Source organism: Roseovarius sp. 217, assembly GCF_000152845.1.
GTDB lineage: Bacteria > Pseudomonadota > Alphaproteobacteria > Rhodobacterales > Rhodobacteraceae > Roseovarius.
Window position 1 is genome coordinate 3770741 of the sequence record NZ_CH902584.1, and the last position, 19155, is coordinate 3789895.

Here is a 19155-nt window from a genome sequence, read left to right on the forward strand (position 1 = left end):
AAGGAGAAGTGACCAGACAGGACCGGAGGGGATATGGCGCGACAGGCGCATCATCAACAAGCGACCGGGACGCTGTACACCGCCGCAGAGCGGATGCGCCGCGATGCTACGGTCTGGACGCTTGTGCAGGGCATTCTGGCACCGGTGCAGTTTCTGGTCTTTCTGGTCTCGCTGGGTCTGGTGCTGCGCTATCTTGCCACCGGCGACGGATTTGCGGCCGCCACCTGGTCGATCGTTGTCAAAACCGGCGTGCTCTATCTCATCATGGTGACCGGGGCGATCTGGGAAAAGGTCGTGTTCGGTCAATACCTCTTTGCACCTGCGTTCTTTTGGGAAGATGTGTTCAGCTTTGGCGTCATCGCCCTGCACACCGCCTATCTCTGGGCGCTATGGACCCACGCCCTGTCACCGCAGGGCCTGATGGGCCTCGCACTGGCGGCCTATGCGGCCTATGTCATCAACGCCGGACAATTCCTGTGGAAGCTGCGCATGGCGCGCCTTCAGGCGGGGGAAGCGGCATGAGTTTCGACACGCCCCCCAGCACGGGATGCCGCGATGCCCCGGTCCTGCGCGAGCGCGGTCAGCATGAGGTATTTTGCGGACTGACCGGCATCATCTGGTTGCATCGCAAGATGCAGGATGCCTTCTTTCTTGTGGTCGGCTCGCGGACCTGCGCGCATCTGCTGCAATCCGCCGCTGGCGTGATGATCTTTGCAGAGCCACGCTTCGGCACCGCCATTCTGGAAGAGACCGATCTGGCGGGGCTGGCGGATGCTCAGGCCGAGTTGGAGCGCGAAGTTGGCCGCCTGATCGCGCGTCGCCCCGATATCCGGCAGCTCTTCCTTGTGGGGTCTTGCCCGTCGGAGGTCATCAAGCTTGATCTCGCGCGCGCCGCCGAGAAGCTGAGCGTACAGCACGCCCCCCATGTGCGGGTGCTGAATTATTCCGGGTCGGGCATCGAGACAACCTTTACCCAAGGCGAGGATGCCTGTCTGGCCTCAATGGTTCCGGGCCTGCCCGAGACCGACGCCCGCCAGTTGATGCTGGTCGGCGCGCTGCCCGATGTGGTCGAGGATCAGGCGCGCGATCTGTTGGCGCAGATGGGGATCACGGATGTGACCATTCTGCCCGCGCGCCGTGCCGATGATCCGGTGGCCGTTGGAGCGAATACCGTCTTTGCGCTCTTGCAGCCCTTCCTTGGCGATACGCTGGCCGCGCTGGAGCGGCGCGGCGCACGGCATATCCCAGCCCCCTTCCCCTTTGGCGCGCAAGGCACGACCGGCTGGTTGCGCGCCGTGGCCGATGAGTTTGGCGTTGACGACGCCACGTTCGAGCGTGTCACCGCCGCCCCGCGCGCCCGCGCCACCCGAGCCGTCGCCCAAGCCGCCGAGAGCCTGAGCGGCAAGTCGATCTTTTTCTTCCCCGACAGCCAGTTGGAGATCCCGCTGGCCCGGTTCCTGACCCGCGAATGCGGTATGCGCGCCATCGAGGTGGGCACGCCATTCCTGCACAAGACGATCCTTGGCCCCGATCTCGACCTGCTCGAGGCAGGTCCGCAATTGACCGAAGGGCAGGATGTCGAGCGGCAACTGGACCGTTGCCGCGCCGCACACCCCGATCTGACCGTCTGCGGTCTGGGCCTTGCCAATCCGCTGGAGGCTGAGGGTCTGACGACAAAATGGGCCATTGAGCTGGTGTTCACCCCGGTGCATTTCTATGAGCAGGCGGGCGATCTGGCGGGGCTGTTCTCGCGCCCGATGCGCCGCCGCGCGGCCCTCAAGCTGGGGGCGGCATCATGAAGCTGACGCTCTGGACCTATGAAGGCCCGCCGCATGTCGGTGCCATGCGCGTCGCCACCTGCATGAAGGGTCTGCATTACGTGCTGCATGCGCCGCAGGGCGATACCTATGCCGATCTGCTGTTCACCATGATCGAGCGGCGCAACCACCGCCCGCCGGTGACCTACACCACCTTTCAGGCGCGCGACCTTGGGGCGGACACCGCCAATCTCTTCAAGACCGCCTGTCAGGCCGCCTATGACCGGTTCAAGCCCGAGGCGATGATTGTCGGTGCCTCCTGCACTGCTGAACTGATCCAGGACGACCCCGGCGGCATGGCCGAGATGATGGGCCTGCCGGTGCCGGTCATAGCGCTCGATCTGCCCAGCTATCAGCGCAAGGAAAATTTCGGCGCGGATGAAACCTTTTTCCAGATCACCCGCACGCTGGCCAAGCCGGTCGAGAAAACCACGCAGATAAGCTGCAACCTGATCGGCCCGACCGCCCTCGGGTTCCGCCACCGGGACGACATCACCGAACTGACCGGCATGCTGGCCGATATGGGCATCGCGGTGAATGTGGTGGCTCCCTATGGCGCGTCCCCTTCGGATATCGCACGGCTTGGGGCGGCGCATTTCAACGTGCTGATGTATCCTGAGACTGGCGAGAGCGCCTGTCGCTGGATGGAGCGTGACCTGGGTCTGCCCTTTACCAAAACCGTTCCTATCGGTGTTGGCGCTACGCGTGATTTTATTCGTGAAGTCAGTCTTCTGGCGGGTGTTCCTCAAGCGATAGATGAAGATCGTTTGCGTCTGCCTTGGTATTCGGCCAGCGTCGACAGCACCTATCTGACAGGCAAGCGCGTGTTCATCTTTGGCGATGGCACCCATGCCGCCGCCGCCGCCCGCATTGCCCGTGACGAGATGGGGTTCGAGGTGGTCGGCCTTGGTTGTTACAACCGCGAAATGGCGCGGCCCATTCGGGCACTGGCCAAGGACTATGGGCTCACCGCGCTGATCACGGACGACTATCTCGAGGTCGAGGCCGCGATCGAGGCCGCCGCCCCCGAGATGATCCTTGGCACCCAGATGGAGCGGATGATCGGCAAACGGCTGGGCATCCCCTGCGCCGTGATCTCTGCCCCGGTGCATGTGCAGGATTTCCCGGCTCGCTATTCCCCGCAGATGGGGATCGAGGGGGCCAATGTGATGTTCGACACCTGGGTGCATCCCTTGGTCATGGGTCTGGAAGAGCATCTCTTGCATATGTTCCGCGACGATTTCGAATTCCACGATGCCGCCGGGGCCAGCCACCATGGCGGGCAGCATGTGGCCAATGACGCAGGGTCAGCCCCCTCTCACCCTGCGGCCAGTGTGCCCAAAGAGACAGCGTCCGGTTTGGTGATCTGGCTTGCGGATGCCGAGCGCGAGCTCAAGAAAATCCCGTTCTTCGTGCGCGGCAAGGCCCGGCGCAACACCGAGATTTTCGCGACGGAAAAGGGACTGAGCGAGATCGGTATCGAGACGCTCTATGAGGCAAAGGCACATTATGCGCGATGACCTGACCCCGATGGCCCCGGCGGCCCCCTACCGCGTCGTGATCGTGACGCTGGATGCCCATGCCGCCGGGGCCTGTGCGCGGGTGGCAGAACGGATGGCGGCGGAATTTCCGGGTCTCACCTTGAGCGTGCATGCCGCCGCCGAATGGGGCGAAAACCCCGAAGCGTTGCAGACTGCGCGCGCCGATGTGGCGCGTGGTGATCTGATCCTTGTGAGCCTGCTCTTTCTCGAAGAGCATCTCAAGGCGATCCTGCCCGACCTGCAAGCGCGGCGGGATCACTGCGACGCGATGATCGGTATCATCGCCGATGCGCAGATCGTCAAGCTGACACGCATGGGCACGCTCGATATGGCCGCCCCCGAAACCGGGGCGCGCAAACTGATCAAGCGGTTGCGCGGGTCGGACAAGCCTTCGGTCGAGTCCGGCGAAAAGAAGATGAAGATGCTGCGGCGGCTACCGCGGATTCTGAAATTCATTCCCGGCAAGGCGCAGGATCTGCGCGCGTGGTTTCTGGTCATGCAATATTGGCTGGGCACGTCGGATGACAATATCGAGGCGATGTTGCGGTTCCTCATGTCGCGCTATGGCCATGAGGCCCGCTGGCGCGGATTGCGCGTTGCGGCACCGCAGGATTATCCCGAAGTGGGGGTGTATCACCCCGATTTGCCGGAGCGGATAACGATTGATGCCGCGCGCATTCCGGTGCCCGCAGGGGCCACCGGAACGGTCGGCCTGCTGGTGATGCGCAGCTATGTGTTGTCGGGCGATCATGCGCATTATGACGCGGTGATCCGGGCGCTTGAGGCGCGCGGCCTGCGGGTGATCCCGGCCTTTGCCTCTGGTCTGGATGGACGCCCGGCGATCGAGCGGTATTTTGAGGGACGCGTCGATGCGCTCTTGTCGCTGACCGGGTTCAGCCTTGTGGGGGGACCGGCCTATAATGACAGCGCGGCGGCGGTCGATCTGCTGAGCCGCCTTGACGTGCCCTATGTGGCCGCCCATCCGCTGGAGTTTCAGACCTTGGCGCAATGGGCCGGGTCTGCGGGCGGTCTGGGGCCGATCGAGACCACGATGCTGGTCGCCCTGCCCGAGATTGACGGGGCGACCAATCCGACCGTTTTTGCCGGACGGCACGGCGATGTCGCCTGTGAAGGCTGCGCGCATCGCTGCACCGGCGGAGGGGATGGAGCCAAGGCGATGGCCCCCTGCCATGAGCGGATTGACGTGCTGGCGCGGCGGGTGGCACGGCTCGCGCATCTGCGGCGGCAAAAGGTGGCGGCACGCCGGGTTGGCATCGTGCTCTTCGGCTTTCCACCCAATGCGGGGGCTGCGGGCACGGCGGCCTATCTCGATGTGTTCCAATCGCTGCATAACATGCTGCATGCCATGGCCGCAGAGGGCTATGATGTGACTCCGCCCGAAACGGTCGAGGATCTGCGCCGCGCCGTGCTGGAAGGCAGTGCGCGCCAATATGGCCAGGAGGCCAATATCGCCGCGCATGTCGGCGCGGATGATATGGTGCGCCATACGCCTTGGCTGCGCGAGATCGAGGCACAATGGGGGGCGGCCCCCGGCAAGGTGCAATCGGACGGGCGCGGTGTCTTTATCCTTGGCGCGCAATTCGGCAAGGTGTTCGTCGGATTGCAGCCGGTCTTTGGCTATGAGGGCGATCCGATGCGGTTGCTCTTTGAGCGCGGATTTGCCCCGACCCATGCCTTTGCGCAGTTCTATCTCTGGCTCAGGAACAGCTTTAACGCCGATGTGCTCTTGCATTTCGGGATGCATGGCGCGCTGGAGTTCATGCCGGGCAAGCAGGCCGGGCCGGGCGCAGGCTGCTGGCCCGACCGCCTGATCGGCGATTTGCCCAATGTCTACCTCTACCCGTCCAACAACCCCTCGGAAGCGAGCCTTGCCAAGCGGCGCAGCGGTGCGGTCACGGTCACGCATCTGACGCCGCCGCTGGCAAGCTCTGGTCTCTACAAGGGTCTGACGGAGCTCAAGGACAGTCTCAAGCGCTGGCGCGAGATGGCCGGGGACGCCCCCGAGCGTGCGGAACTCCGCGCCTTGATTGCGGAACAAGCGACCGTGGTCGATATGGGCGGACGCGAGCCGGATACGCTCTGGCTGAAACTGCTGGAGACCGAAGAGGCGTTGATCCCCGAGGGCATGCATGTGCTGGGGCGGCCCATGAGTGCCGAAGCGCGGGCGGGCTATCTTGCGATCATGGACAGCACCGATGCCGAAACGCACGCTCGGGTTGATCTGATGCTGCAACAGGAAACCGAGATCCCCGCCCTGCTGCATGCGCTGGGCGGACGGTTCACCGCGCCGGTGCCGGGGGGCGATCTGATCCGCTCGGCGGATATTCTGCCCACGGGCCGCAATATCCATGCCTTTGATCCCTTCCGCATGCCCACTGAATTCGCCTGTCGGGATGGCGCGCGGCAGGCCGCCCGCCTGCTCGAGACGCACAAGAGCCTGCCACGCTCGGTGGCCTTGGTGCTCTGGGGATCGGACAATATCAAATCCGACGGTGCGCCGATGGCACAGGCGCTGGCGCTGATGGGGGCAAAGCCACGGTTTGACTCCTTCGGCCGCCTCTCCGGTGCGGACCTTATCCCGCTCGAGGTGCTGGGCCGCCCACGCATTGATGTGATGATGACGCTTTCGGGGATCTTCCGTGATCTTTTGCCCTTGCAGACGCGGATGCTGGCCGAAGCGGCCTTGGTGGCCGCACAGGCCGATGAGCCCGACGAGATGAATTTCATCCGCGCCCATGTGCGCGCTCACATGGCCAAGACCGGGTGTGATCTCGAGGCGGCAGCGCTGCGGGTCTTCTCGAATGCCGAGGGCGCCTATGGCTCGAATGTCAATCAGATGGTGGACAGTTCCGCCTTTGACGACGAGGACGAGCTGGCCGATGCCTATCAGGCGCGCAAGGGCTTTGCCTACGGCGTCAATGGCAAAGCAACGGCCCAAGGCGCGCTGTTGCAAGCGGCGCTGGAACGGGTCGAGGTGGCCTATCAGAACCTCGAGTCGGTCGAGTTGGGTGTCACCACGGTGGACCATTATTTCGACACGCTGGGTGGGATCTCTCGCGCCGTGCGCCGGGCGCGCGGCGGCACGGAGGCGGCGATCTATATCTCGGACACCACGCGCGGCACCGGGACCGTGCGCACGCTGGCCGATCAGGTGGCGTTGGAGACGCGCTCGCGCTCGCTTAACCCGAAATTTCACGAGGGTTTGTTGCGCCACGGGGCCGAAGGCGTGCGCCAGATCGAGGCGCATGTGACCAATACGATGGGCTGGTCGGCCACCACCGGACAGGTGGAGCCGTGGATCTATCAGCGCATTTCCGAAACCTTCGTTCTGGATGAGGTGATGCGCAAGCGGTTGAGCGATCTCAACCCGGTGGCCTCGTCGCGCATGGCGAACCGCCTGCTCGAAGCGCATGACCGCGCCTATTGGCAGACCGATGCCGCCACCCTCGCCGCCCTGCAATCGGCGGCGGCGGCGATGGAAGATCGGATGGAAGGGGTGGCCGCAGAATGACGACTGTTTGCACATGTGACGAGTGCCGGCGTGGGGGCCAGCCCCCACACCCCCGGAGTATTTCGGGAACGATGAAACACAACATCACGGCGCAAGCCGATTGGAGGACAACATGAGCCCGCGCGACGACATTCCCAGCTTGAGGGGACAGGACGGCGAGGGATCGGTGCAGGTGCATCAGGACGCCGATATGAAAATCGAAGGCGCCAAGGTGTTCTCGGTCTATGGCAAGGGCGGGATCGGCAAATCGACCACCTCGTCCAATCTCTCGGCGGCCTTTGCCGCCATGGGCAAACGGGTGTTGCAGATCGGGTGCGACCCCAAGCATGACAGCACCTTTACCCTGACGGGTCAGTTGCAACCCACGGTGATTGATATCCTCAAGAGCGTCGATTTCCATGCCGAGGAATTGCGGCCCGAGGATTTTGTGACGATCGGCTGGGGCGGCGTGAAATGTGTCGAGGCGGGCGGCCCCCCTGCGGGCACCGGCTGTGGCGGCTATGTGGTCGGACAGACGGTCAAGCTACTCAAGCAGCATCACATGCTCGATGATGCCGATGTGGTGATCTTTGACGTGCTGGGCGATGTGGTCTGCGGTGGCTTTGCGGCACCGTTGCAGCACGCCGACCGGGCGCTGATCGTCACCGCCAATGATTTCGACAGCATCTATGCGATGAACCGGATCATTGCCGCCGTGCAGGCCAAATCCGCCAACTACAAGGTGCGGCTGGCGGGCTGTGTTGCAAATCGGTCCAAGGATACGGACGAGGTGGACCGCTATTGCGACGTGGTGGGGTTCAACCGCATTGCGCATATGCCCGACATCGACGCCATCCGCCGCTCGCGCCTCAAGAAAAAGACGCTGTTCGAGATGGAGCTGGATGACGAGGTGCAGATGGTGCGCGACATCTACACCGGCCTTGCGCAGCATCTGTGGAATGGCACCGATCCGTTGGCCCCCGCGCCGATGGAAGACCGGGACATCTTTGAATTGCTGGGGTTCGATTGATGCGTGACTTTAGCTCGCCTCCGGCCCTTGGTGCCCCTCAGGACGGTTGGGCGCAGACGCGTGACCGGGTCGAGACCTATTTCGACCGCACCGCGACCCAGGTCTGGGAGCGACTGACGTCGGATGCGCCGGTGTCAAAAATCCGCCAGACGGTGCGGATCGGTCGCGACGCGATGCGCGCGCAGATGCTGGCGCGCCTGCCGCAGGACATGCGTGGTCTGCGGGTGCTCGATGCGGGGTGTGGGGCGGGGCAGATGACGGCGGAACTGGCGGCGCGCGGCGCCGAGGTGATGGCGGTCGATATCTCGCCCGCCATCATCGACCTCGCGCGGCGGCGGTTGCCGGAGAGTCTGGTCCCGCATGTCAGCTTTCACGCGGGCGACATGCTCGATCCGGCGCTTGGCATGTTCGATCATGTCATGGCGATGGACAGCCTGATCTATTACACCGAGGCCGATCTGGCGCGCGCGCTTGATGCCTTGGCGGCGCGGACCGAAAGCACGGTGATCTTTACCGTGGCGCCGCGCACGCCGCTCTTGATGACGATGTGGCGCATGGGCAAGCTCTTTCCCCGCGCCGACCGCTCGCCCAGCATGGTGCCGCAGTCGTCGGCGCGGCTGCTGCGGGCTCTGCGTTATGCGGGCAGCACATGCAGTTTGAAACCGCTGGAGCGGGTGACATCGGGCTTTTATATCTCTCAGGGCATGGAGGTGCTGGGATGAGCACGCGCCGCCCCTCCCCCCTTATGGCGCTGACCACACGCTGGCTGCCGTTTGCCGATGCGGCAAGCGAGGGTCTGCCGCTTGGGCAACTTCTGCGCCTGTCGCTCTTTCAGGTGTCGGTGGGGATGGCGACGGTGCTGCTTTTGGGAACGCTCAACCGGGTGATGATCGTGGAGCTTTCGGTGCCGGCCCTCGTGGTTGCGACGATGATCGCGCTGCCGGTGCTGATCGCACCGTTCCGGGCGCTGATGGGGTTTCGGTCCGACACACACCGCTCGGCGCTGGGGTGGAAGCGTATTCCATATCTCTGGTTTGGGTCGCTCTGGCAGATGGGTGGACTGGCCGTCATGCCCTTTTCGTTGTTGGTCCTGTCGGGCCAACAGGTTGTCGGCCCGACATGGGCGGGCGAAGTGTTGGCGGCGCTGGCCTTTCTGATGACCGGCCTTGGCCTTCATATGACACAGACCGCCGGTCTGGCGCTGGCCAGTGACCGTGCCACCGATGAGACGCGGCCGCGCGTCGTCGCGCTGCTCTACGTCATGTTCCTTTTGGGGATGGCGATTTCGGCCATCGTGATCGGCTGGCTGCTTCGGGATTTTGCGCCTTTCACGCTGATCCGCGTGGTGCAGGGGGCGGCATTGGCAGGTATCCTGCTCAACCTCGTGGCGCTCTGGAAACAGGAAAAGTTGAACCCGATGAGCCGCGCCGAACGCGAGGCCCCACGCCCCGAATTCCGTGCCGCCTGGGCCGACCTGATGGCCGGGGGCACGGCGGGGCGTTTGCTGGCGGTGGTGTTCCTCGGAACGATGGCCTTCAATATGCAGGATGTGCTGCTGGAGCCCTATGGCGGTGAAGTCCTGGGGCTTTCGGTGTCATCCACGACGATGCTGACCGCCGTTTGGGCGATCGGCGCGCTCCTGGGATTTGCGCTTGCGGGGCGCGCGCTCTTGCGGGGGGCCAATACCTATCGGATGGCAGGCACCGGCCTCTTGATCGGGATTGTCGCCTTTTCCACCGTGATCTTTGCCGCGCCGATGCAGGCGCCTGCGCTGTTTTTTGCCGGGGCTGGTCTCATTGGTCTGGGCGGCGGGCTCTTTGCGGTATCCACGCTGACCGCCGCCATGGCGCTGGCTGCGGGCGGCATGGCCGGGCACGGTCTCGCACTTGGTGCTTGGGGGGCAGCGCAGGCCACGGCGGCGGGGCTCTCGATTGCCATTGGCGGCGGCGTGCGCGACGCGGTCAATCATCTGGCCCTATCCGGGCAGATGGGCGAGGCGCTGAGCACAGCAGCCACCGGCTATTCGGTGGTCTATCACGGGGAAATTGCCCTGCTTTTCATTACCTTGGCCGTTTTGGGACCGCTGGTGCGGTTCAAGCAATCCGGCAGCACAACACAATCCTGGGGCGGCCGCATCGGGCTGGCCGATTTCCCCACATGACCTGCGTTCGCTCGAAAGGAGTCTGACATGACCGAGCCGTTCTTTGGAAATTTCGATCTCGCGAGCCTCTCACTTTGGCTTTTCTATGGGTTTTTCGCACTGCTGATCTTTTACATTCAGCGCGAGAACATGCGGGAAGGCTATCCGCTGGAGGATGACGATGGCAGGCCGTCGGCCAATCAAGGGCTGTTCCCGTTGCCCGGCGACAAGACGTTTAAACTGCCGCATGGCCGGGGCGAATTGACGGTGCCGTCGGGGCAGAACCCCGAGCGCACCGATCTGGCGCTGGAAAAGACCGCGGCGGGCAACGGGTTTCCGTTTGCGCCCACCGGCGATCCGATGGTTGACGGTGTTGGTCCCGCCTCTTGGGCACCGCGCCGCGATGTGCCGGAACTGGATGGCCACGGCCACCCCAAGATCGTGCCAATGGCTGCGACCGAGCATTTCGTCGTCGCCGCCGGTCGTGATCCGCGCGGATTTCCCGTGGTCGCAGGGGATGGAGAGATCGTGGGCAAGATCAGCGACATGTGGATCGACGAGCCCGAGCAACTGGTGCGCTATCTCGAGATTGATCTGGCGGGCCCGTTTGGTGACGGCAAGCGACTGGTGCCGATGACCTTTGCCCGGATCAAATCCGACCGCGTCAATATTCGCTCGATTTTTGGCAAGCATTTCGCGGGCGTGCCGCACCACGCATCGCCGCGTCAGGTGACCTTGCTCGAAGAAGACAAGATCAGCGCCTATTACGGCGGTGGGACACTCTACGCCAGTGAAGCGCGGCAAGAGCCGCTGCTGGGATAAGGACCGAAGCCATGAGCCACGACGATTTCGCCTTTGAACCCGTAAAGGGCCTGCCAGAGACACCGCCTGAAGGCGAGCGTATTCTCTGGCAAGGTCGACCCGACTGGTGGCACCTGAGCGTTGAGTCGCTCAGCCTGCCGTGGGTTGCGGGCTATTTCGTCGTGCTCGCGGTTTGGCGGTTCGTGACCCTGATGGATCAGATGCCGCTCATCGGGGCCTTTGCCGCCGCCTCGCCGCTCTTGATTATGGGCGTGGTGGTGTGCCTGATGCTGATGTTGGTCGGCTACATTCAAGCGCGCGCCACGGTTTATACGATCACCAACCGCCGCGTTGCGATGCGGATCGGGGCGGCGCTGACGGTCACGCTCAACCTGCCCTATACGCAGGTCGGGCGCGCAGATTTGAAGCTCGGGCGTGGCGGCACCGGCACTATCGCGCTGGATCTGATGGGTGAAACCCAGCTGAGCTATCTGGTCTGCTGGCCGCATGTGCGCCCTTGGGTGATGCGCCGCACCCAGCCTGCGCTGCGCTGTATTCCCGAGGCCGCCAAAGTTGCACAGATGCTGGCCGAAGCGGCAGAGACCCGCATTGCCACGCCCAAGATCATGCGCAGCGCGCCCGCGTCTGCCATGGCGGCGGAATAGACAGGAGCCGATGACATGACCGATACAAGCGCCCCACGGTATAAAGCTCCGCCAGATCGCGACCTCGTGCCGCGCATGATGATCCGCGCGATGCTGGGGCTGGTGCTGGCGGTGCTGGCGCTGGTCACCTACGCGCGCCTCACCGATGCGCCGCTGGTGGCGACCCCGCCCGACAGTGAAATCGTGCTGGAACGCCATGTCTTTCTGAGCGGCGACATGAGCGGGGCGGCGACGGTTCTGGATGCCAATGGCACCCTGATTGCCAATCTCTCGCCCGAAGAGGGTGGATTTATCGCCGGTGTCGCCCGCGTTCTTGACCGCGAGCGCGCCAAGCATGGCGTGGACCTCACCGGCCCCGTCACAATCATCGCCCGCAAGGATGGCCGCCTCTCGATCCATGACCCCTCGACCGGATGGGGTGCGGATCTGATGGGGTTTGGCCAAACCAATTCGATGGCTTTCACCAAACTTTTGACCCGCTAGGAAAGGAACACCACGATGGGACTTCTGACACGCGAGTTTGAACGCGCGCCCTGCACGGTCGAGATCAGCCACTGTTTCGACAGCCTGCACGCGCATGTGCGCTTTAACAACGGCACCACCGTCTATCCCGGCGACAGCGTCAAGGTTCATGGCCCCGAGATCATGGCCCCCTACGGCATGGTCGTGAGCGAGGACCGCGAGGCCACCATCATCCGCGCCAGCGCGCTCGAGCGCCTCTGGACACGGTGGACGGGGGATTTCGAGGTGATGGAACTTTGTGAATTCTCATTCTCCGACGAGGTGACGCTATGAATATCGCCGTCAAACATTCCGCCGACGCCACCACCGTCGAAGAGGGTCTCGCCATCCAAGAGGCGAATGCGAAATTCGACAGCAAGGCCGCCACGGACCTCGCGATGCAGAACACCCTGCTCACGCCGCGCTTTTACACCACCGACTTCGACGAGCTTGACGCGGTCGACGTGTCCTCGGTGCGCGAGGACTGGGACAAGCTCATCGACCAGATGGAGGCGGATCCCAACAGGGGCCATTTCAAGAAGAACGAAGACTGGGACCATGTCGATTGGGAGGGGATGGAGCCGAAGCTGAAGAAAGAGTTCATTGATTTTCTGGTCTCAAGCTGCACCGCCGAATTCTCTGGCTGCGTGCTCTACAAGGAAATGAAGCGGCGCGGCAATAACAAGGACATCACCCAGCTCTTTCAACTCATGGCGCGCGACGAGGCGCGGCATGCGGGCTTTATCAATGACGCGCTGCGCGAAGCGGGCGTTGCGGTGAACCTCGGGTTCCTGACGCAGCAAAAGAAATACACCTATTTCCGGCCCAAGTTCATCTATTACGCCACCTATCTCAGCGAAAAGATCGGCTATGCCCGCTATATCACGATCTTTCGGCATCTCGAGGCGCATCCCGAGCATCGGTTTCACCCGATCTTCAAATGGTTTCAGGAATGGTGCAACGACGAGTTCAGCCATGGTGAGGCCTTTGCCCTGTTGATGAAGACCGACCCCAAGCTGACCAGCGGCAAGAACGTGCTGTGGATCAAGTTTTTCCTGACGGCGGTCTACGCCACCATGTATGTGCGCGACCATCAGCGGCCTGCCTTTCACAACGCGCTCGGGGTTGATCCCGATTGGTACGCGCATGAGGTGTTCACCAAGACATCGGACATCAGCAAGCAGATTTTTCCGATCACCCTTGATATCGAAAATCCACGCTGGCAAGCGGGGCTGGTGCGGCTGCAAAAGGCCAATGCCGACCTCGCGGACGCGCGGGCACAAGGCGGGTTTGGCGGACGCTTGCGGTCATTCGGCGCGCAGATGCGGGCGGCGGCGGCCTTTGTCGGGCTCTACACGATCCCGGCCAAGAAACACGCGCTGCCTGCGTCGCCCCGGATGGTTCCGGCCTACTGAAGCAATGTATTTGGATAGATTTGGCAAGATGAAGGACTAAGCCGTGCAAAGCCCCTGGATCGCAGCCCTCTTGGCGCTTTTTGTCTGGTGGTTCGCCACCGGGGCGATCCTCTTGGTGGTGCGCCTGTGCGAGCGCAAAGGGGACAGGGCAGGCCGCCGCGCGGTGGTTCTGGCCCTTCCTGTGCTGGGTCTTGGCATCTGGGGCTATGAGGCCAGTTTAGGCTTGACCGGCACCGGGGCGGCCTGCGGCGCATTCCTTGCTGCACTGGCGATCTGGGGCTGGATCGAGATGAGCTTTCTCACCGGCGCGATTACCGGACCCAACACACGCCCCTGCCCGCCGCATGTGGTCGGGTGGGAACGCTTCATCCGCGCCTGGGGCACAGTCGCCTATCACGAGATGCTGCTCACCGGCGTTCTGATCCTGCTCTGGTTCTATGCCGCCGGTGCGGTCAATACCGTCGGTTTGTGGACGTTTACGATCCTCTATTTCGCCCGCATCAGCGCCAAGCTGAACCTCTATTTCGGCGTGCCCAAGATCAATACCGAATTCCTCCCCGCGCAGCTGGCACATCTGGCCAGCCATTTCCGCGTGGCCCCGGTGGGCTGGTTCTTTCCGCTCACGATCTCGGCGCTCAGCTTTGCCGTGGCTTGCTGGCTGGAGCGGCTTTGGTCCGCGTCGACACCCGAAGCGGCTGTGGGATTTGCGCTTTTGGCGGCAATTACCGCGCTGGCTCTGCTCGAACACTGGTTGATGGTGCTGCCATTGCCGGATGCGAAACTCTGGCGCTGGATGCTGCCCGCGCCCAAACCAACATCTGAAAAATCAAGACCGGAGGGACATCATGGATTTTGATGCCATGTTCACGGCGCAGTTGGACGCGCTGAAAAAGGAAGGCAACTATCGCATTTTCGCGGAACTGGAGCGGCAATGCGGTGCTTTTCCCAAGGCCAAGAGCCATGACGCGGATGCGCCTGGAGAGGTCACGGTCTGGTGTTCCAATGACTATCTCGGCATGGGACAGCATCCCATTGTGCGACAGGCGATGAAGGACGCGATCGACGCCTGCGGCACCGGTGCTGGCGGCACGCGCAATATTTCCGGCACGGCGCATCATCATCTGGTGCTGGAGCGCGAGCTGGCCGATCTTCATGGCAAGGACGCGGCGCTTCTGTTCACCTCGGGCTATGTGTCGAACTGGGCCGCGCTCTCGACCTTGGGCGCGCGGCTGCCGGATGCCGTGATCCTCTCGGATGAGTTGAACCATGCCAGCATGATCGAAGGCATCCGTCACAGCCGCGCCAAAAAGGTGATCTGGCGGCATAACGACCCCGAGGATCTGGACCGCAAGCTGGCCGCCCTGCCCGCCAATGCGCCCAAGATCGTGGCATTCGAGAGCGTCTATTCGATGGATGGCGACATCAGCCCGATGGCGGAAATCGTTGAAGTTGCAGAGAAACATGGCGCGATGACCTATCTCGACGAGGTGCATGCCGTGGGTCTCTACGGCCCGCGCGGCGGCGGTGTGTCAGAGGAACGAGGTCTTGCGCATCGGATCACGCTGATCGAGGGAACGCTGGGCAAGGCCTATGGCTGCATGGGCGGCTATGTCACCGGCTCGGCGGCGATGTGCGATTTCATTCGGTCCTTTGCGAGTGGATTTATCTTTACCACGGCCCTGCCCCCTGCTGTGGCGGCGGCGGCGACGGCGAGTATTCGGCATCTCAAGGTGTCGCAGGACGAACGGCAGGCGCAGCGGGCGCAGGTGGCGCGGCTGCGGTCCTTGCTGGACCGGGTGGGGATTCCGCATCTGGACAACGCGAGCCATATCATCCCGGTGATGATCAAGGACCCGGTCAAATGCCGGATGCTGGCCGATATCCTGATGCGCGACTACGGGATCTATGTACAGCCCATCAACTATCCCACTGTGCCTAAAGGCACGGAAAGGTTACGTTTTACCCCCGGACCGCTGCATTCGGATGCCGATATAGATCATCTGGTCCGGGCGCTGACCGTGCTGTGGAAGCAATGCGCCCTGGCGCATGCGGTGGCCTGACACCGCCACCTCACACAGGCTGCGCACGCGGGCTGACAAGCGCGTGATCCGAGCCCTACACTGATTGACTCAGCCGGTCTGCCGCCCACCTATTGAGGGGGCGCGCAGAGGCGAGAGGGATACACAGTGTACAATCTGTACGCGATTTTTGTACTCGGTTTTGTCGGTCTCGCCGGACCGGCCTTCGCCGGGGATGTGGCGCGCGGCAAGGCGCTGTTCAAGGACTGCCGTGCCTGTCATTCGATCATCGACGAGACCGAAACGCCGGTGGTGCGGGGCGGGCGAACCGGTCCCAATCTCTATGGTGTGATCGGGCGGCATGCGGGCAGCGTGCCGGGATTCCACTATTCGACCTCGATGATCGCAGCGGGCAAATCCGGCCTGCGCTGGAACGAGGAAGATTTCGTGGTCTATGTGCGCGACGCCACGGCCTATCTGCGCAATTACCTTGATGATGCCAATGCGCGCGGCAAGATGGCCTATCAATTGCGCGACGTGCAAAAGGCGCGCGATGTCTGGGCCTATCTCCAGACCGTGACGCGGCCCGGCGGGTTCTGAAATCAGCGCACCTGACGCAGCGGCACCACCTCTGCGCGACCCGCGAGGGATGCACGGATCATGTCAGCGATCTGCGGGGCCGAGAGACCGGCATCGACATACATATCCTCGGGGTTGGCCTGATCAATGAACCGGTCGGGCAGGCAGAGGGTGCGCAGGATGAGACCCTTGTCAAAGGCGCCGCGCCGGGCCAATTCGTGCATCACCATGCTGCCAAAGCCGCCCATCGCCCCCTGCTCGACGGTGATGAGCGCGCGGTGGTGGCTGACGAGTTGCATCAAGAGATCCGTGTCGAGCGGCTTGGCAAAGCGGGCATCGGCCACGGTCACGGAGATCCCGTCATCGGCGACCATGTCGGCCGCGACCTGACATTCAAAGAGATGCGCGCCAAAGCTGAGGATCGCCACATCTGTGCCCTCCTCGATGATGCGACCCTTGCCGATGGCAAGGGGTTTGCCGCGTTCCGGCAGGGCCACGCCGGTGCCGGAGCCGCGCGGGTAGCGGAATGCGATGGGGCCGGCATCATGGGCGGCCGCCGTGGCGACCATATGCACAAGCTCGGCCTCGTCTGCGGCGGCCATCAGGGTCATGCCGGGCAGATTTCCGAGGTAGCCGATATCGAACGCCCCCGCGTGGGTCGCGCCATCGGCCCCGACCAACCCGGCGCGGTCGATGGCAAAGCGGACGGGGAGCCCCTGAAGGGCCACGTCATGCACCACCTGATCATAGGCGCGTTGCAGGAAGGTCGAGTAAATCGCGCAGAAGGGTTTGAGCCCCGAGGCCGCCATGCCGGCGGCAAAGGTCACGGCATGCTGTTCGGCAATGCCCACGTCGAACACCCGCGCCGGAAACCGCTCGGCCATCTTGGTGAGGCCCGTGCCATCGGGCATCGCGGCGGTCACGGCCACGATGCGATCATCGCGCGCCGCCTCATCCGTCAGAGCCTGCCCGAAGACGCCCGTATAAGAGGGAGCGCCGGGTTTTGATTTGGCCTGTGCGCCGGTGGCGGGGTCGAATTTTGACACGCCATGCCCGCGGTCGGCGGCCCCTTCGGCCGGGGCATAGCCCTTGCCCTTAACGGTGCAGCAGTGAATAAGGACCGGCCCGGTCGCCCGCGTGCGCGCGGCGCGCAGGACCGAGAGAAGCTGCCCCATGTCATGCCCATCGATGGGGCCGACATATTGAAAGCCTAGTTCCTCGAACAGCGTGCCGGAGCCGGTCAGCCCCGTCACCAATTGGCGCGCGCGCTTGGCGCTCTCGCGCAGGGGCGCGGGCAAGGCGGCCTCGAACCCTTCGGCGAGCGAGGCCATGCGCGCCAAAGGCTCGCTGGCATACATGCGGCTGAGATAGGACGACATGGCTCCCACCGGCGGCGCGATGCTCATTTCATTGTCGTTGAGAATGACGAAGAGGCGGCGGCCCTCGGCCCCCGCATTGTTCAGCGCCTCATAGGCCATGCCCGCGCTGATCGAGCCGTCACCGATCACCGCGATGGCGTCGCCTGTGGCCTGTCCCATGTCGCGGGCCACGGCAAATCCCAATGCGGCACTGATCGAGGTCGAGGAATGGGCCGCCCCAAAGGGATCGTAGATGGATTCCGAGCGTTTGGTGAATCCCGAGAGCCCATCCTTTTGCCGCAGGGTGCGGATGCGGTCACGCCGCCCGGTCAGGATCTTGTGCGGGTAGCATTGATGGCCCACGTCCCAGACGAGTTTGTCGATCGGTGTGTTGAAGACCGCATGAATGGCCACCGCCAATTCGACCACGCCAAGCGATGACCCGAGATGCCCGCCGGTTTCCGAGACAGCGGAAATCACCTCGGCGCGCAGTTCATCCGCAAGCAGGGCCAGTTTCTCATCGGGCATCTGTCGCAGATCCGATGGTCCGGCAACGCGGTCCAGAAGCGGTGTGTTGGGTCTGTCTTGGGTCATGGCGGCCTCCTCCCCGGTGGCGCTGATGCCACCCGCGCGAGGGGCGGCAAGGGGCAACGGGGGCGCATCAAGCGCCCCCGTGCAGCATCAGTTGCTGTAATCCGGCGCGCCGCTGGTGGTGGCGAGTTCCGGCCAGTTGCCGATCACATTGGTGCCCTGCAGGGGCTGCTGATAGCCCTTGTGGCAGGTCTTGCAGGCGGCCTTGGGCGCGTCTGCATAGATCGGGCCCAGGCGCTCTTCGGGCAAGAGACCTTCGAGCGGCACGAGATAGGTATTGTTCAACTCCAACACCATCTCGATGCCCAAAATCTCTGTGCCCCATTGCGGCGTCACCTGAGACCCGTCGTAAAAGGCGCGGCTGTTGTGGCAAAAGACACAGTTCACCCCGAGCGAGTTGCTGACATAGTTCATCAGCGCAAAGGTCCGCTCTGCCTGTTGGATGCCGGGATAGTCATCGGTGCCCGGAACACCGGCCACGCGCGATTCCAAGTCATGCACCTTGATGCTCTCGCCATCGAGCAGGTATTTCTCGAGCGCATCCGAGGGCAGCGAGGTATATTGCGACTGCACCGTCACCCGGTTCTGATTGGCGGACCAGCCTTCGGTGCTCTCGTTCACCGGGTTGATCTTGAACCAGACATCGGACGGCACCGGCTGACCACGGTGACAGGTGTAACAGGTCACACCCACCTGTTTGTTGGCATTGACGTGGCCTGACCATTCCTCGTTGAGGTTTTGGGTCATGCCGATCATCACATGGCCAACAGCCGTCTGGTAATTGGCCGGATCCTCGAAGAGATCGGGAATCCCGGTCCAGACGCGCATCGCCGCAAGCAGGCGGTCATAGTTCTCGACCGTCAAATCTTCGAGTCCCGGCGGTACGTTTTCACGCGCCTCGCCCGCTGTCTGCTCACCGCCCTGCGGCACCACCGGGGCCGACGTCGAGGCAAGGAAACTCTCGATCGAGGGATCGGGCTTGGCCAGATCCAGCTTGAACTCGGGCACCGACATGCCGGTGCCGCGCGGGCCGGTCTGCAGGCTCTCGGTGGCATAGGGCTGGCCCCATGTCACCAAGAGGGCTGCCACAAACACCGCGCCGCCCACTGTTCCGATGGCCACCGCCGGACCAAAGATATTGGTCGGATTGTCACGGTTCCATTTGTCAAACCATTTGGGAAACATGGC

The 19155-nt window shown here is 63.3% G+C and carries 17 protein-coding genes; 15 read left to right on the forward strand and 2 right to left on the reverse strand.

What is annotated here, in order from left to right; all coding sequences use genetic code 11:
• Positions 1-33: 33 nt before the first annotated feature.
• From bchF to ROS217_RS18175, 15 genes are all read left to right on the forward strand, one after another.
• Positions 34-522, forward strand: coding sequence for a 2-vinyl bacteriochlorophyllide hydratase (bchF, locus tag ROS217_RS18105; RefSeq protein ID WP_009819248.1), 489 nt, complete (start codon positions 34-36; stop codon positions 520-522).
• Complete coding sequence (locus tag ROS217_RS18110) at positions 519-1799, forward strand: ferredoxin:protochlorophyllide reductase (ATP-dependent) subunit N (RefSeq protein ID WP_009819249.1); 1281 nt, start codon at positions 519-521, stop codon at positions 1797-1799. The genes bchF and ROS217_RS18110 overlap by 4 nt, the downstream gene beginning before the upstream one ends.
• Positions 1796-3337, forward strand: a complete 1542-nt coding sequence (gene bchB / locus ROS217_RS18115; protein WP_009819250.1) for a ferredoxin:protochlorophyllide reductase (ATP-dependent) subunit B — start codon at positions 1796-1798, stop codon at positions 3335-3337. The genes ROS217_RS18110 and bchB overlap by 4 nt, the downstream gene beginning before the upstream one ends.
• Positions 3327-6890 (forward strand): magnesium chelatase subunit H, encoded by a 3564-nt coding sequence (locus ROS217_RS18120; protein WP_009819251.1) that lies wholly within the window; start codon positions 3327-3329, stop codon positions 6888-6890. Before bchB ends, ROS217_RS18120 begins: the two co-directional genes overlap by 11 nt.
• A 112-nt stretch (positions 6891-7002) precedes the next feature.
• Positions 7003-7899, forward strand: coding sequence for a ferredoxin:protochlorophyllide reductase (ATP-dependent) iron-sulfur ATP-binding protein (bchL, locus tag ROS217_RS18125; RefSeq protein ID WP_040650735.1), 897 nt, complete (start codon positions 7003-7005; stop codon positions 7897-7899).
• Entirely contained in the window at positions 7899-8621 is a 723-nt protein-coding gene (gene bchM, locus ROS217_RS18130) for a magnesium protoporphyrin IX methyltransferase (protein WP_009819253.1), read from the forward strand. The genes bchL and bchM overlap by 1 nt, the downstream gene beginning before the upstream one ends.
• Positions 8618-10060, forward strand: a complete 1443-nt coding sequence (locus tag ROS217_RS18135) for a PucC family protein (protein ID WP_040650737.1) — start codon at positions 8618-8620, stop codon at positions 10058-10060. Before bchM ends, ROS217_RS18135 begins: the two co-directional genes overlap by 4 nt.
• Positions 10061-10087: 27 nt before the next feature.
• Complete coding sequence (gene puhA, locus ROS217_RS18140) at positions 10088-10861, forward strand: photosynthetic reaction center subunit H (protein ID WP_009819255.1); 774 nt, start codon at positions 10088-10090, stop codon at positions 10859-10861.
• An 11-nt stretch (positions 10862-10872) separates the two neighbouring features.
• The gene (gene puhB / locus ROS217_RS18145) at positions 10873-11505 is read left to right on the forward strand and encodes a photosynthetic complex putative assembly protein PuhB (RefSeq protein WP_009819256.1); all 633 of its coding nucleotides are present in this window, start codon (positions 10873-10875) and stop codon (positions 11503-11505) included.
• Between the two features lie 15 nt (positions 11506-11520).
• Complete coding sequence (gene puhC, locus ROS217_RS18150; RefSeq protein WP_009819257.1) at positions 11521-11988, forward strand: photosynthetic complex assembly protein PuhC; 468 nt, start codon at positions 11521-11523, stop codon at positions 11986-11988.
• Positions 11989-12003: 15 nt separating this feature from the next.
• On the forward strand, positions 12004-12300 hold the full coding sequence (locus ROS217_RS18155; protein ID WP_009819258.1) for a hypothetical protein: 297 nt from the start codon (positions 12004-12006) through the stop codon (positions 12298-12300).
• Positions 12297-13421 carry a magnesium-protoporphyrin IX monomethyl ester (oxidative) cyclase gene (acsF, locus tag ROS217_RS18160; RefSeq protein ID WP_009819259.1) on the forward strand — a complete coding sequence of 375 codons (1125 nt, stop codon included), beginning with the start codon at positions 12297-12299 and terminating at the stop codon, positions 13419-13421. The genes ROS217_RS18155 and acsF overlap by 4 nt, the downstream gene beginning before the upstream one ends.
• A gap of 43 nt (positions 13422-13464) precedes the next feature.
• Positions 13465-14277 (forward strand): putative photosynthetic complex assembly protein PuhE, encoded by an 813-nt coding sequence (puhE, locus tag ROS217_RS18165; RefSeq protein ID WP_009819260.1) that lies wholly within the window; start codon positions 13465-13467, stop codon positions 14275-14277.
• Positions 14267-15481: a 5-aminolevulinate synthase gene (gene hemA, locus ROS217_RS18170; RefSeq protein WP_009819261.1), complete on the forward strand. Its 1215-nt coding sequence runs from the start codon at positions 14267-14269 to the stop codon at positions 15479-15481. Before puhE ends, hemA begins: the two co-directional genes overlap by 11 nt.
• Before the next feature lie 126 nt (positions 15482-15607).
• Positions 15608-16039: a c-type cytochrome gene (locus ROS217_RS18175; protein WP_009819262.1), complete on the forward strand. Its 432-nt coding sequence runs from the start codon at positions 15608-15610 to the stop codon at positions 16037-16039.
• Positions 16040-16041: 2 nt separating this feature from the next.
• Here the strand turns inward: ROS217_RS18175 and dxs are convergent, their stop codons facing one another.
• Together dxs and pufC are read right to left on the reverse strand one after the other, a co-directional pair.
• Positions 16042-17970, reverse strand: coding sequence for a 1-deoxy-D-xylulose-5-phosphate synthase (dxs, locus tag ROS217_RS18180; RefSeq protein WP_040651692.1), 1929 nt, complete (start codon positions 17968-17970; stop codon positions 16042-16044).
• 87 nt (positions 17971-18057) lie between these two features.
• The gene (pufC, locus tag ROS217_RS18185) at positions 18058-19152 is read right to left on the reverse strand and encodes a photosynthetic reaction center cytochrome PufC (RefSeq protein ID WP_009819264.1); all 1095 of its coding nucleotides are present in this window, start codon (positions 19150-19152) and stop codon (positions 18058-18060) included.
• Positions 19153-19155 lie beyond the last annotated feature (3 nt).

Bases quoted from the DNA above. Each gene is read 5' to 3' on its own strand.
- ROS217_RS18155 (WP_009819258.1), top strand. From the start codon at position 12,004: ATGGGACTTCTGACACGCGAGTTTGAACGCGCGCCCTGCACGGTCGAG.
- puhA (WP_009819255.1), top strand. From the start codon at position 10,088: ATGACCGAGCCGTTCTTTGGAAATTTCGATCTCGCGAGCCTCTCACTT.
- ROS217_RS18110 (WP_009819249.1), top strand. From the start codon at position 519: ATGAGTTTCGACACGCCCCCCAGCACGGGATGCCGCGATGCCCCGGTC.
- ROS217_RS18120 (WP_009819251.1), top strand. From the start codon at position 3,327: ATGCGCGATGACCTGACCCCGATGGCCCCGGCGGCCCCCTACCGCGTC.
- hemA (WP_009819261.1), top strand. From the start codon at position 14,267: ATGGATTTTGATGCCATGTTCACGGCGCAGTTGGACGCGCTGAAAAAG.
- bchM (WP_009819253.1), top strand. From the start codon at position 7,899: ATGCGTGACTTTAGCTCGCCTCCGGCCCTTGGTGCCCCTCAGGACGGT.
- bchF (WP_009819248.1), top strand. From the start codon at position 34: ATGGCGCGACAGGCGCATCATCAACAAGCGACCGGGACGCTGTACACC.
- bchL (WP_040650735.1), top strand. From the start codon at position 7,003: ATGAGCCCGCGCGACGACATTCCCAGCTTGAGGGGACAGGACGGCGAG.
- bchB (WP_009819250.1), top strand. From the start codon at position 1,796: ATGAAGCTGACGCTCTGGACCTATGAAGGCCCGCCGCATGTCGGTGCC.
- acsF (WP_009819259.1), top strand. From the start codon at position 12,297: ATGAATATCGCCGTCAAACATTCCGCCGACGCCACCACCGTCGAAGAG.
- pufC (WP_009819264.1), bottom strand. From the start codon at position 19,152: ATGTTTCCCAAATGGTTTGACAAATGGAACCGTGACAATCCGACCAAT.
- dxs (WP_040651692.1), bottom strand. From the start codon at position 17,970: ATGACCCAAGACAGACCCAACACACCGCTTCTGGACCGCGTTGCCGGA.
- puhB (WP_009819256.1), top strand. From the start codon at position 10,873: ATGAGCCACGACGATTTCGCCTTTGAACCCGTAAAGGGCCTGCCAGAG.
- ROS217_RS18135 (WP_040650737.1), top strand. From the start codon at position 8,618: ATGAGCACGCGCCGCCCCTCCCCCCTTATGGCGCTGACCACACGCTGG.
- puhC (WP_009819257.1), top strand. From the start codon at position 11,521: ATGACCGATACAAGCGCCCCACGGTATAAAGCTCCGCCAGATCGCGAC.